Raw genomic sequence first — 13,419 nt, forward strand, 5'->3', positions numbered from 1 at the left:
TCTTGTGTTCTACTCAGAACAGTTTCCCCAGTACGATCACCGCCGCAAGGAAAAGTACCGTTACCGCCAGCGCGATATAATCGCGGGGAGCGGATCTAAGCTGTCTGAGTCTTGTTCTGCCCTCTCCGCCGTGATAGCAGCGGCATTCCATAGCAGTCGCCAGCTCATCTGCACGTCTGAATGCGGATATGAACAGCGGAACCAGTATGGAAACGAGGTTTTTGGCTCTCACTGCGAAGCTGCCTGTATCTATTTCAGCTCCGCGGGCTTTCTGAGCGGACATTATCTTATCTGTTTCTTCAATAAGAGTCGGTATGAAGCGCAATGCGATAGACATCATCATAGCCAGCTCATGTACCGGGAATTTTATCTTTCTCAGCGGCGAGAGCAGCCGCTCTATTGCGTCCGTCAGTGTAATCGGTGAAGTTGTGTAGGTCAGCAGAGATGTTCCCATGATGAGGAGAACTATCCTTATGACCATGAATGCGCTGGTAGTCAGTCCTTCATCTGTGATCTTGATGAATTTCCATTCAAAGAGCACGTCGCCCCTGCTCATAAAGAGCAGATTTATCAGTGAAGTTATGATAAGGAATATGAAAAGCGGCTTCACGCTCTTGAAAAACATCTTCAGCGGTATCCTCGAGAGCAGTATTGCTCCGAAGGTAAACACTGCTCCTACGGCAAGACAAAGGAAATTGTCTCCCGTAAAAAGCATTACAATATAGATTATCGTTATGATTATCTTAAATCTGGGGTCCAGTCTGTGTATCACACTGTTTCCCGGGAAGTACTGTCCGATAGTTATATCTCTCAGCAATTCAGCGTACCTCCCTTTCCTTCAGCTGACGGAGCAGCAGGTCACGGGCATAGCCCACGGTATAGACCTCCTTGCCGAAGTCCAGTCCCCTGCGCTTCAGCTCTCCGAAGACTCTGGTTATCTGAGGTACATCAAGACCTATCCGAGAGATCTCGTCTGCTCTTGCGAACACCTTTACCGTTTCATCGCAGCAGAAGAGCTTTGCTTTGCTCATAACAAGTATCCTGTCCGCAAAGGTAGCTATATCCTCCATACTATGTGAAACTATGAGTATGGTATTCTTTGTTCGCTCATGGTAGCTCTTGATATGATCGAGTATCTTGTCTCTTCCCGCCGGATCGAGGCCTGCGGTAGGCTCGTCAAGGATAAGCACCCTGGGCTCCATAGCCATTACGCCCGCGATAGCCACGCGGCGCTTCTGACCGCCGGAGAGCTCAAAGGGCGAACGCTCCAGCAGCTCCTCGGAAAGTCCTATATCATGGGCTGTCTCGTACACGCGGCGCTTTATCTCCGCCTCGTCGAGTCCCATATTCTTCGGACCGAAGGCGATGTCCTTGTATACGGTCTCCTCGAATATCTGGTACTCGGGATACTGGAAGACCAGTCCCACCTTGAAGCGGACGTCACGTATCTTGTCCTTATCTGCCCATATATCCTTGCCGTCGAGGAGGACCTTGCCCGACGTAGGCTTCAGAAGCCCGTTGAAATGCTGTATCAGCGTAGATTTGCCCGAGCCTGTATGGCCCATTACGCCTATCATTTCGCCCTCTTCTATTTTAAGGCTCACATGATCCACAGCGGTCTTTTCAAAGGGAGTACCCACGCTGTAGGTGTATGTGAGCTCCTGTGTTTCAAGGATAGCCAATTCTATTCTCCTTTTCTTCCTGTTCTCAGCTGTTGAACAGCTTTTCTATAGCCGCAGCACACTCCTCCTCCGAGATTATCTCGGGGGATATGTCACAGCCTGCCTTCAGCAGCTCCCACGCCAGCTCGGTGACCTGCGGCACATCGAGGCCTATGGCCTTGAGCTTATCCACCTGAGAGAACACCTTCGCAGGCACGTTATCGAGAACTACCATTCCCTTGTCCATTACCACAACGCGGTCGCAGTCCGCAGCCTCGTCCATATAATGGGTGATGAGAACGATGGTTATGCCCTTTTCACGGTTCATGCGGTGTATAGTAGCCAGAACTTCCTTACGTCCCTGAGGATCCAGCATGGCAGTGGGCTCGTCAAGGATTATGCACTTGGGCTCCATAGCGATTATGCCGGCGATAGCTACTCTCTGCTTCTGTCCGCCAGAGAGCTGACTGGGCGAGTGGAGCCTGTAATCGTACATTCCCACAGCTTTGAGGCTGTCGTCCACACGTCTGCGCATCTCCTCATAGGGGACGCCGAGGTTTTCAAGGGCAAAGGCCACATCTTCCTCAACTACCGAAGAAACGATCTGATTATCGGGGTTCTGGAACACCATTCCAGCTCTCTGACGAAGGTCGAAGAGCTTTTCGTTATCCTTTGTGTCTATGCCGTCTACTATGACTGTGCCCTCTGTGGGGAGCAGTATAGCGTTCAGATGCTTTGCAAGGGTGGATTTTCCGCAGCCGTTGTGACCAAGCACTGCCACGAACTCGCCCTGTTTTATGTCAAGGTCTATGCCCTTGAGTACTTCCACAGGCTTTTTTTCCGCGTCGTCGGACTCATAGGAGAAATGCAGCCCTTTTATTTCGATTATATTTTCCATATTTATCCCTGTTCTTTAACTAATAGATATGGTCGAGCACATCTTAAGTGCATCTTCAAGTGTATCACCTATAACTTCAACGCTATAGGATTCTTTGCTGTTAACAAACAGCTCTGCACTGAAGCACCAGAAACCATCGCTGCCGTTTTCTGCCTTCTTGATATAGACTTCATGTCCGTTGATCTGCTTATAAAATACTTCCGAACTATCCGAAAGAAATATCTCTTTTGCAAGCATAGCCTGCTCAAAGCTTTCGGCGTTCTGATCGGTACGCATTTCACTTGTCAGCGAAAGAACTGCCTTATACATTGAAAGAGGAGTTCCGTCATAATCGATACCAAGCTCCTTAAAAGCGTTTGCAACGACTTCCTCTGTTATCTCGGGATAAGTATAGTTTTTGATCAATCCGTTGTCGAATTTCATTTTCTCAACTATATAAGCCGTTTCAAAACTGTCTTTCTTGCCGTATGTCTTCTTTATGTAGTGCGCAGCATTTTCTTCCTCCTCAAATTTCGGCGGGATACGCATACTTACGCTCTCATAGGATATCTCTTTCCAGTCATCGGGAATATCGCCGCACTCTGGAAAAGGCTGCACGGTTATATCAACGCCCTCCTCGGCTTTCCCTTTCATGTATTTTCTGTTTTCTTCCGCTTCCGCATCTACGGTCACTTCTTCGGCAGTTTCATCTGTTGAAACCGTTTCGGAAGCCGTAGTATTCCCGGCAACAGAAGCGTTTTCTTCTTTTTTACTGCTGCATGACACGGCAGTAAATGCCATCGCTGAAACTGCTGCCGCGACAGCTATAAATGTTTTTTTCATTTTATTCTCCTGTTATTTGCTTAATGATTCTATTTCAGCAGGAGTCGAGATCACAGGCTTGCCGTCCTTGTCCACAAGCACGGTAAGTCCGCCCGAATAGCCTTCCTTGCGATAAAAGTAGTTAACTCCTGTCACTGAATCCACCCATATCTCCGATTCAACCAGTTTGCCCTGTGAGTATATCTTGATAAATCTTTCATTTTTTGCCATGGTTATTAAACTCCTTTGTTTTTCTGTAATGTGTAGTCTGATGTCTGATAAATATATTTTTACATTTATAGCAAGCCTTGCAGCAGCTCGGCTTATGGCTGTATATCGTTAACGGAAGCGGAGATGCCGCTTCCGCAGGGCTGAAAGCGTTACTCAGCCTGCCATATGGCAGTTGAGCCGCACGGGAGCGTCATTCCCGTGGACTTTACAGGAAGTCCTATCTCATCGAAGCTTACGCTTCCGCCGAATTTTTCCGTCAGCACACTTCCGAGGATATAGCCCATTACGGAGGGCGAAAGTCCTGTAGTATAGCTGTTTATAAGGAAAAACAGCGGATCGTCGGAGAGAACTCCCGAACAGAGCTTTACCAGGTCGTATACGCAGTTTTCCAGCTTCCAGACCTCGCCGCCGGGGCCTCTTCCGTAGCTGGGAGGATCCATTATTACCGCGTCATACTTGCGTCCGCGGCGTATCTCGCGGGCTATGAACTTCTCACAGTCGTCCACTATCCAGCGTATGGGCTTTTCGGTAAGCCCCGAAGCAGCCGCATTGTCTCTTGCCCACTGTACCATGCCCTTTGAGGCGTCAACGTGGCATACGGAAGCTCCCGCAGCCGCACAGGCAAGAGTTGCTCCGCCTGTATAGGCAAAGAGGTTCAGCACGTTTATCTCGCGTCCTGCACTGCGTATCTTATCTGCCATAAAGTCCCAGTTCACGGCCTGCTCGGGGAAAAGCCCCGTATGCTTGAAGCCTGTGGGACGTATATTGAAGGTAAGCTCTCTGTAGCTTATGTTCCACGACTCGGGGAGCCTTTTTCGGAACTCCCATTTGCCGCCTCCCTGGTTGGAGCGGTGATAATGACCGTCCGCATTCTTCCACAGGGGATCGGTGCGTTCTGTCTTCCATATGATCTGGGGATCGGGACGAACAAGGCTTACTCCGCCCCATGTTTCCAGCTTTTCACCGTCGGATGTATCCAGTATCTTATAATCATTCCAGTTATCTGCTGTTCTCAAATTCTATGCTCCTTACGATCAGCGTGCGTCACGGTTCAGCCTCTGAACGCACATATATCCTTGATATGCTGTGCTATATCCACAGCCATGTCGTTTATCCTTCCGAAATCTCCGCCCTCAACGAGTATGCGGACTATTGGCTCTTTTCCGCTTTCGCGGACGAGCACTCTGCCTTCCTCACCCAGCTCTGCGGAATACTTCTCGATAAGGTCGGTTATGTCCTTTTCATTCTTCCAGAGCTCCTTATAGTGGGGATGTATCTTCACATTAAGCTTTACCTGCGGATAGCTGGGCATATCCCCTGCCAGACTGCTGAGCTTGAGGCCGCTGTTCTTCATTATCTCAAGGAGACGCGCCCCTGTAAGCTGGCCGTCACCTGTGACCGCATCATCAAGGAAGATGATATGGCCGTCAGGCTCGCCGCCTAGCTTGAAGCCTCCCTCGAGCATACGTTCAAGGACGTATCTCGTGCCTGCCCCCGAGCTGACCAGCTTTATTCCCTTGTCTGCCGCATATCTCCTCAGTCCCAGAGTACTCTTTGAGGTCACCACCACGGTATCGTCACCGAGGCTGCCCTGTTCCTTCATCACTCCCGCGAACACCGCAAGGAGCCTGTCTCCGTCCACCATGCAGCCCTGCTCGTCAACAGCGATACAGCGGTCTGCGTCACCGTCGAAGGCAAGTCCGCAGCAGAAGTCATTTTCCGCAACGAACTCCATAAGTCTGTGAACGTGGGTGCTTCCGCACTCTTTGTTTATGTTTTTACCGTCGGGCTCGTCTGCGATTATCTCCGCCTCCGCTCCAAGGGAGGTAAAGAGCTTTTTCGCAGTATAGGCCGCGCAGCCGTTGGCACAGTCGAGAACTACCCTCATGCCGCTGAGATCAGTATTTATCAGTGACCTGATATGCTCTGTATATTCACCGACAGCATTTTCTCCGTGGATTATCCTTCCCACTTCCTCATGTGACTTCAGCTTCATCTCCTCGGGAGCCTTCAGCACCAGGCGCTCTATCTCCTCCTCGGCGTCCTCCATGAGGTTATGACCCTTGGCGGTAAAGAGCTTCAGTCCGTTATATTCCGCACTGTTATGGCTTCCCGAGATCATTATCCCGCCGTCGGCGCCGTGAGCGCCGATAAGGTATGTGACCGCAGGGGTAGGGACTACTCCCAGCAGCTCAGCGTCAGCGCCTACGGAACATATTCCCGCGCAGACCGCTGCTTCCAGCGCGTCCGAGGAAAGCCTCGTATCCTTGCCTATGAGTATCTTGGTCTTTCCGCCCTCCTTCTTGTTGGCAAGAACAAGAGCGGCAGCTCTGCCTGTCTGCATGGCAAGCTCACAGGTCAGATCCGTGACCGCGATGCCTCTCGGCCCGTCAGTACCGAATAATTTTGCCATTGAAAATCTCCTTGGGTTTAGTATGGGATAGGGAACCGTATCTGTCCTGCCTTTTTCCTGTCAACGGCTCTCAACTGATCTTGTATATCGCAATGGGGCGGCGCTTGCCGACGATCTCCTCAATGGTCCCGCAAAATTCCTCATGGATGCAGGTATTGTACCTGTTATAGACCATTATGCCTTCACGGCAGCGCACGCAGAAGACTGTATGTATACTGGAAAGGAAGGGCCTTTTCGTCCAGAAAGCCACGATGAACGCCTTAGCGTCCTCTGTGCTTCTGACACGCTGGAAATCGGCACCGAAATGCCTCAGCGCCTTTCCGATACTGTACGCATTACAGCCGAAAAACCCCAGCAGCAATCGGAATCGCTCCATATAGAAGGCGATGTCCTTCAGCGGATGGGGCTTTTTCAGGTAAACAAGTGCATTATGGACAGCTATGACCTCACAGCCGTTGAAGCTCATATGACAGATGCCGTAGCGAAGCTTTGAGACCACACCTCTGCCCTGTCCGTTTATCATTTCCCCGAAGGTAGGCTGTTCTGTCCTTTCTGTATTATGTCTGAGATTATATCTCCTTGAACCTTTTATAAGCATTTTTCTTTCCTCATATCCCCCGTCAGGGGGAAGGTGTCAGAAGCTCAACTGTCCCTCTTCGCGTCCTGCCGCCTGCTCCGGCGGAGCTATGCCCAGATGCTCGTAGGCAAGCCTTGTGGCAACTCTGCCGCGGGGAGTTCTTCCCAGGAATCCCAGCTGCATGAGGAAGGGCTCACATACGTCCTCAAGGGTAACGCTCTCCTCGTTTATAGCGGAAGCGAGGGTTTCAAGTCCCACAGGTCCTCCGCCGTAGCCCTTGATAATCATTTCCAGCATACGCCTGTCCAGGCTGTCAAGTCCCAGACGGTCTATCTCAAGACGGCTGAGTGCTATGGAGGCTATCTCCTGGGTTATCTGTCCGTTGCCCATGACGTCTGCGAAGTCGCGGACACGCTTGAGGAGCCTGTTGGCTATTCTCGGCGTACCTCTTGCCCTGCCTGCTATCTCCGAGGCTCCGTCGGCGGTACAGGGTATACCCAGTATCATAGAGCTTCTTCTGACTATATCCGTAAGCTGCTCCTGCGTATACAGCTCAAGTCTCTGCACAACGCCGAAGCGGTCGCGGAGAGGCGCCGAGAGCTGTCCTGCCCTGGTGGTAGCGCCTATCAGCGTAAAGGGCTTCAGGTCCATACGGATGGAACGTGCGGAAGGGCCCTTGCCGATTATAATATCTATAACTCTGTCCTCCAGTGCAGGGTAGAGTATCTCCTCCACCGCACGGGACAGTCTGTGTATCTCATCGATGAAAAGCACATCGTTGTCCGAGAGGCTGGTCAGCAGTGACACAAGATCTCCCGGCTTTTCAATAGCGGGACCTGTGGTAACACGGAAATTCACGCCCAGCTCATGGGCGATAATGCCCGAGAGGGTGGTCTTTCCCAGTCCGGGAGGTCCGTACAGCAGCACATGGTCGAGGGGTTCGTTCCTCCGCTTTGCAGCCTCGATATATACGGCAAGGTTTTCCTTCACCTTGTCCTGTCCGATATACTCATGGAGAGTCTGTGGACGGAGACTGAGCTCCGCGTCGCTGTCCTCTGCGGTATTCTCGGGGGTAACTATTCTCGGAGCGAACTCCATATCCTCTGTCTGTATCAAATAAACACCTCTGAATTATTTCTCGAAAAATCTCTTCTTGCGGACATAGAAGGGCTCTACTGTCTCCGCAGCCTTCTTGCCCATGTCCTGCTCATAGCTTATGAAGCACAGATGCTCGTTGGCCTTTACCGTCTTGGAGAGGTACTTTGAAAGGGGCACAAAGAGCTTTCTTGTGCTGCCCATCATATCCAGCACCATGAGTATCTGCGGTTTTTCGCAGCCCTTTATCATCTCCATGATGAAGGCACGGTCAACGTTCGGCTGCTTTGAGAGGAACTTTGCGGCAGCTCTTGTGATATGGCTCACAGAGTGCTCCACAGGGCGGTAGCTGATTATGTCCGCCTCATTGTAAGAGATAGCCTTTATCTTCAGATTGCGGGCTATCATGAGTATGCTCTTTATTTCCTGCGACGAGAACTCCTTGCCGTAGGAATTCGGGTTAAGGACAGCAGATACCGACTGTATGAGGTCAAAAAGTCTCAGGCAGTTTATCTTATAGCAGTCCACATAGCGCTTGGCAAACTGCTGAAGCGCACGGTAGCTTGTGAAGAAGGGGATAAAAATATCTCCGTCGGGGTTCTGGGTGGTTATCAGCTCAAGCTGAATACCGCCTTCTGCTCTGCCGCGCTCCTGCTGGACAGGGTTCTTGCAGATAACATAGACGTCGCTTTTGATGAGCGTCTGGAGGAACAGCGCGCGCTGTGAGGGGTCTTTTATCGCTGCTTTCAGCAATTCGTCAAGATTCATCATAACAGTAACCATCCTTGCTTTATATTATTTTGCTTTAACGCATATTTTTTGCCGCCATTAATCTTAAAGTTTCCTTTATGAGCTCCTGTGTGCTGAGTGAAGGATCAAGCTTTCCCAGTATAGGTGCAGCCTCTCCCTGCGAATAGCCCAGCACCATAAGTGCTTCGAGAGCTTCGGATACCGCCGAGGATGCCGCTCCTGACGGGATATTTGCAAGCTCTGCCGCATCGCTGCCGATGCTGCCGCTTATAGATTCTGATGTTATCTTGTCTTTTAATTCGAGTACGATCCTCTGAGCAGTTTTTGCTCCTATACCCTTTGTTTTGGTGAATGCTTTACTGTCGCCCGAAGCCACAAGGAATGCAAACTTTTCGGGTGTGACGTCCGAAAGTATGGCCGTTGCCGCTTTTGGTCCTACTCCCGATACGGAAATGAGCAGCTTGAAGCAGCTCAGCTCCTGCAATGTCGCAAAGCCGAAGAGCTCCACGACGTCTTCTCTGACATAGAGATAAGTGTACAGCACGGCCTCGCTTCCTATATCGCCGAGCTGCGCCACTGTATTGTATGAAGTCCGGCAGCCATAGCCTACTCCGCCGCATTCCACCACGGCGAAGCCCAGCTCCTTGACTGTCAGCTTTCCTCTTACACTGTATATCATCTTAAAATCCTTTCACGCCTTATCAGCGGAAATCAAATCTTGTGCTGTGCCCGTGGCAGATAGCGATGGCAAGAGCGTCGGCAGCGTCGTCGGGCTTTGGTATCTGCGCCAGTCCCAGCAGCTGCTTCGTCATCTCCATGACCTGCTTTTTTTCAGCCTTTCCGTAGCCCACAACAGACTGTTTCACCTGTAGAGGGGTATACTCCGAAACGGGGATATTCCTCATAGCCGCCGAGAGCACAGTAATGCCGCGTGCCTGTGCAACATCTATGGCAGTTTTCTGGTTTGTGGTGAAGTAAAGTCTTTCTATGGCCATACAGTCTGGCGAGAACTTGCCGAATATGAATTCTATGTCCTCATGTATGGCTCTGAGTCTTTCGGGAAATGGCGTACCCGCCTCTGTAAGCACTGCACCGTACTCAACGGGCTCAAATCTTATGCCGTCGTAATCCAGTACGCCGAAGCCTACTATGGCATAGCCCGGGTCTATGCCTAAAATCCTTATCTTTTTCACTGTTTTTTCCTGTACGTTTGTTAAAAACTTCACACGGATATAGTTTCTCACTATATTCTATATCATTATACCACATAACACTTGTGATTTGCAATATATTTCCCCCTTTTTTATTGATTTCTACAAAAATAAATGCTATAATATGTGAGGTATATCAATAGAGCCTTTCGCCCCTCGGTCACAGACCTCACAGACCTGCTGCTGACGGGCTGCGGCTCAAATCGGAGGTATTTTTATATGGATCTTAAACAGCTTCGTGACGGAATAGATGACATAGACAGCAGTATCCTTTCCCTTTTTATGAAGCGCATGGAGCTCTGCAAGGGAGTTGCAGACTTCAAGAAGGAACATAATATGCCCGTATTCCAGGGCGGACGAGAGCAGGAAGTCATCGACCGCATCAAGGAGCTCACAGGCAACAAGGAGCTTGAAAAGGGCACGGCAGCCCTCTTCACCACCATCATGGATATAAGCAAGATACTCCAGAACCGCACTATCCACGCGGCAGCTCCCGACTACATCTATACTTCTCCCGATTTTGCGGGAGCCAGAACTATAGGCTGCCAGGGCACCTCGGGAGCAAATTCCGAATCGGCTGCAAGAAAGGTGTTCGGAGACAGGGCTTTCACCTTCTATCCTTCATTCGAGGATGTATTCAAGGCCGTACAGGCAGGAGAGGTGGATTACGGCGTTCTTCCCGTGCAGAACTCCACCGCAGGCTCCGTGGACAGCACCTATGACCTTATGGCAAAGTATCCTTTCTACATAGTGAAAATGGTAACTCTTGAGATAAATCACTGTCTTGCCGCAAAAAAAGGCACCATGCTCGAAGACATCACCTGTGTTTACTCTCACAGGCAAGCTCTTTCCCAGTGCGAGGTGTTCCTCAGCAGGACAGGCCTGAAAAAGCATGAGTACAGCAATACTGCCACTGCTGCGGAAAAGGTGCTGAGAAGCGAAGAGCCCATTGCGGCCATATGCTCTGTGGACTGTGCCGAAAAGCTAGGACTGGAGATACTCGCCCGGGATATTGCCGACTGCACCATAAACCGCACCCAGTTCATAATCATTTCCCGTGATCTTCAGGTAGCGAACGACTCCGACTCTGTTTCCGTAATGCTGACCATACCGCATACCGAAGGTAGTCTGTACCGTCTGCTGACCAAATTCTTCGTAAACAATATGAACCTTCTCAGGATCGAGAGCCGTCCCATACGCGACGGAAGCTTTGACGTCATGTTCTTTCTTGATTTCAGCGGAAAGCTCTCTGATCCCAGCGTAAAAGCGGTCCTCCGCGACCTTGAGGAGAACCTTGAAGACTTCCGCTGCATAGGCACATTCAAGTCCGAATGACGATAAGGAGATAATCATGTCCCAAGAATTCTATTCCCTGCTTGAAAACAACAGCTTCGTATTCCTGGACGGAGGCATGGGCACCATGCTGCAGGCTCACGGCATCAAGACCGAGCACGTTCCCGAGCTGCTGAATATCACAGATCCCGAGTCCATAGCAAAGATACACCGCCTTTACGTGGATAGCGGCGCAGATATAATCTATGCCAACACCTTCGGTGCAAACCGCTTCAAGCTGGCAAAAAGCGGCCACACCGTAGAGGAAGTGGTCTCCGCAGGTGTTGCCAACGCAAAAAAAGCCGCTGCAGGCAGGGCTCTCGTTGCCCTTGATCTTGGTCCCATAGGACAGCTTCTTGAGCCTGCGGGCACCCTTAAATTCGAAGAGGCCTATGACGTTTACAAGGAACTGGTTCTTGCAGGGAATGACGCCGACCTCATAGTCATCGAGACCATGACCGACCTCTACGAGGTAAAAGCCGCTGTTCTCGCAGCTAAAGAGAACTCGGACAAGCCTGTTCTTGTAACTATGACATTTGAGGAGAATATGCGAACCTTCACGGGCGTTTCCCCCGAATGTATGGTAGCTGTGCTGGAAGGTCTCGGCGCAGACGCGATCGGCGTAAACTGCTCTCTCGGTCCCGAGGAACTCTTCCCTGTTCTGGACAGGATATGCGCACTTACAAATCTCCCGGTTATTGCTAAGCCTAACGCAGGTCTGCCCGATCCCGTCACCAATGAATACAACGTTGATCCTGACGATTTCGCCGCAAGCGCCGTAAAGCTGGCAAAGGCAGGCGTTACTATATTCGGCGGCTGCTGCGGAACTACTCCCGAACATATCTCGGCTGTTACAGAAGCTCTCTCGGGCATGGAGAGACAGACAAGAAAGATAGTCCGCGCAAGCATAGCCTGCTCGGCTGTGAACTGCGTAAACATAAACCAGCCCCGTGTTATCGGCGAGCGTATCAACCCTACGGGCAAAAAGCGCTTCAAGGAGGCTCTCCTTGCCCATGATGTGGACTATATCCTGGGACAGGCTGTTGAGCAGATACACGCAGGAGCTGAGATACTCGACGTAAACGTGGGACTCCCCGGTATCGACGAAAAGGAAATGATGGTAACGGCTGTAAAAGCCATTCAGAGCATATGCGATACTCCTCTTCAGCTGGACTCCACTATCCCCGAGGTACTGGAAGCAGGTCTGAGAGTATACAACGGAAAGCCCATAGTCAACTCCGTAAACGGCGAGGACGAGTCCCTTGAAGCAATACTCCCCCTCGTAAAGAAGTACGGCGCATCTGTTGTGGGACTTGCTCTTGACAAGGGCGGCATACCCAAAACTGCCGACGGAAGATTCGCTATTGCGGAGAAGATACTCCGCCGCGCTATGGAGTACGGCATACCAAAGGAGGACGTATTCATCGACTGCCTTACCTTGACGGCTTCTGCCGAGCAGGACGGAGTCATGGAAACTCTCAACGCTCTCCACAGGGTAAAGACCGAGCTGGGACTCAATACCGTCCTCGGCGTATCGAATATATCCTTCGGTCTGCCGAACCGCGAGCTCATAACCCGTACCTTCCTGACAATGGCTCTCCACAGCGGTCTCACCCTTCCTATCATAAACCCGAATATCGAAGGCATAATCGGAGCTGTAAGAGCCTACCGCCTGCTGGCAGGCATAGACCGCAACTCCGCGGATTTCATAAGCATATACGCTCAGGACGACAATGCTCCCAAAGCTCCCGCACCTGCTCAGGACAAGGGCGCTCCCGATATAATGTACTCAGTGGAGAACGGACTGAAAAACCAGGCCGTAAAAGCCGCCGAGGAGCTTATGAATACCGTTGACCCCATGGAGATAATCAACGGCTATCTTATCCCCGCTCTTGACAACGCAGGGGCTAAGTTTGAAAAGGGTAAGATATTCCTGCCCCAGCTCATACTCACCGCAGAAGCGGCTCAGGCCTGCTTTGAGATAATAAAGACAAAGCTCTCCGCAGCAAACAGCGAAAGCGTATCAAAGGGCAAGGTGGTGCTTGCCACGGTACACGGAGATATACACGATATAGGCAAGAACATTGTAAAAGTTCTCCTCGACAGCTACGGCTTCACGGTCATAGACCTGGGCAAGGATGTACCGCCCGAAACTATCGTAAATGCCGCCATTGAGAATAAGGTGAGCCTTGTGGGACTTTCCGCCCTTATGACGACAACTCTCGGCGCTATGGCCGAGACTATCCGTCAGCTCAACGAGAAGTACCCCGAATGCAAGACCGTTGTCGGCGGAGCTGTTCTCACGGCTTCCTACGCGGAGCAGATAAATGCCACATACTACGCCAAGGACGCAAAACAGACCGTGGATATAGCCTCACAGGTCTACGGCACCTGAGCTGTCAGCTTGTAGGGTCTGCCTTTGTAAGGGCGGATACTATCCGCCTGATAAC

The 13,419-nt window shown here is 50.9% G+C and carries 14 protein-coding genes; 2 read left to right on the forward strand and 12 right to left on the reverse strand.

The window, feature by feature from the left end; genetic code table 11:
* Positions 1-13: 13 nt before the first annotated feature.
* The 12 genes from RF007C_RS11495 to ruvC all read right to left on the reverse strand — a co-directional run bounded on the left by RF007C_RS11495 (position 14) and on the right by ruvC (position 9,610).
* Positions 14-817 carry an energy-coupling factor transporter transmembrane component T family protein gene (locus tag RF007C_RS11495; RefSeq protein ID WP_019680021.1) on the reverse strand — a complete coding sequence of 268 codons (804 nt, stop codon included), beginning with the start codon at positions 815-817 and terminating at the stop codon, positions 14-16.
* A 1-nt stretch (position 818) separates the two neighbouring features.
* The gene (locus tag RF007C_RS11500) at positions 819-1,682 is read right to left on the reverse strand and encodes an energy-coupling factor transporter ATPase (RefSeq protein WP_037299946.1); all 864 of its coding nucleotides are present in this window, start codon (positions 1,680-1,682) and stop codon (positions 819-821) included.
* 25 nt (positions 1,683-1,707) lie between these two features.
* Positions 1,708-2,559: an energy-coupling factor transporter ATPase gene (locus RF007C_RS11505; RefSeq protein WP_037299948.1), complete on the reverse strand. Its 852-nt coding sequence runs from the start codon at positions 2,557-2,559 to the stop codon at positions 1,708-1,710.
* A 15-nt stretch (positions 2,560-2,574) separates the two neighbouring features.
* Positions 2,575-3,381 (reverse strand): hypothetical protein, encoded by an 807-nt coding sequence (locus tag RF007C_RS11510; RefSeq protein WP_037299949.1) that lies wholly within the window; start codon positions 3,379-3,381, stop codon positions 2,575-2,577.
* Between the two features lie 12 nt (positions 3,382-3,393).
* Positions 3,394-3,591: a DUF6440 family protein gene (locus tag RF007C_RS11515; RefSeq protein WP_019680017.1), complete on the reverse strand. Its 198-nt coding sequence runs from the start codon at positions 3,589-3,591 to the stop codon at positions 3,394-3,396.
* Positions 3,592-3,740: 149 nt separating this feature from the next.
* Positions 3,741-4,607, reverse strand: a complete 867-nt coding sequence (locus RF007C_RS11520) for a class I SAM-dependent methyltransferase (protein ID WP_019680016.1) — start codon at positions 4,605-4,607, stop codon at positions 3,741-3,743.
* A 35-nt stretch (positions 4,608-4,642) separates the two neighbouring features.
* Positions 4,643-6,004: a phosphoglucosamine mutase gene (gene glmM / locus RF007C_RS11525; RefSeq protein ID WP_037299951.1), complete on the reverse strand. Its 1,362-nt coding sequence runs from the start codon at positions 6,002-6,004 to the stop codon at positions 4,643-4,645.
* 70 nt (positions 6,005-6,074) lie between these two features.
* Positions 6,075-6,602 (reverse strand): hypothetical protein, encoded by a 528-nt coding sequence (locus tag RF007C_RS11530; protein WP_037299954.1) that lies wholly within the window; start codon positions 6,600-6,602, stop codon positions 6,075-6,077.
* Between the two features lie 36 nt (positions 6,603-6,638).
* Positions 6,639-7,679 (reverse strand): Holliday junction branch migration DNA helicase RuvB, encoded by a 1,041-nt coding sequence (gene ruvB / locus RF007C_RS11535; protein WP_037293382.1) that lies wholly within the window; start codon positions 7,677-7,679, stop codon positions 6,639-6,641.
* 33 nt (positions 7,680-7,712) lie between these two features.
* The gene (locus tag RF007C_RS11540; RefSeq protein ID WP_242836301.1) at positions 7,713-8,447 is read right to left on the reverse strand and encodes an enhanced serine sensitivity protein SseB C-terminal domain-containing protein; all 735 of its coding nucleotides are present in this window, start codon (positions 8,445-8,447) and stop codon (positions 7,713-7,715) included.
* Positions 8,448-8,481: 34 nt separating this feature from the next.
* Positions 8,482-9,105, reverse strand: a complete 624-nt coding sequence (gene ruvA, locus RF007C_RS11545) for a Holliday junction branch migration protein RuvA (protein ID WP_019680011.1) — start codon at positions 9,103-9,105, stop codon at positions 8,482-8,484.
* Between the two features lie 22 nt (positions 9,106-9,127).
* Positions 9,128-9,610 (reverse strand): crossover junction endodeoxyribonuclease RuvC, encoded by a 483-nt coding sequence (gene ruvC, locus RF007C_RS11550; RefSeq protein WP_026052978.1) that lies wholly within the window; start codon positions 9,608-9,610, stop codon positions 9,128-9,130.
* Between the two features lie 246 nt (positions 9,611-9,856).
* Between ruvC and RF007C_RS11555 the strand changes: the two genes are divergently transcribed.
* Both RF007C_RS11555 and RF007C_RS11560 read left to right on the forward strand, forming a co-directional pair.
* Positions 9,857-10,972, forward strand: a complete 1,116-nt coding sequence (locus tag RF007C_RS11555; RefSeq protein WP_037299957.1) for a bifunctional chorismate mutase/prephenate dehydratase — start codon at positions 9,857-9,859, stop codon at positions 10,970-10,972.
* Between the two features lie 16 nt (positions 10,973-10,988).
* On the forward strand, positions 10,989-13,364 hold the full coding sequence (locus RF007C_RS11560; protein WP_037299959.1) for a homocysteine S-methyltransferase family protein: 2,376 nt from the start codon (positions 10,989-10,991) through the stop codon (positions 13,362-13,364).
* The last annotated feature ends 55 nt before the right edge of the window (positions 13,365-13,419 follow it).

Source organism: Ruminococcus flavefaciens 007c (genome assembly GCF_000571935.1).
Lineage (GTDB): Bacteria > Bacillota > Clostridia > Oscillospirales > Ruminococcaceae > Ruminococcus > Ruminococcus flavefaciens_F.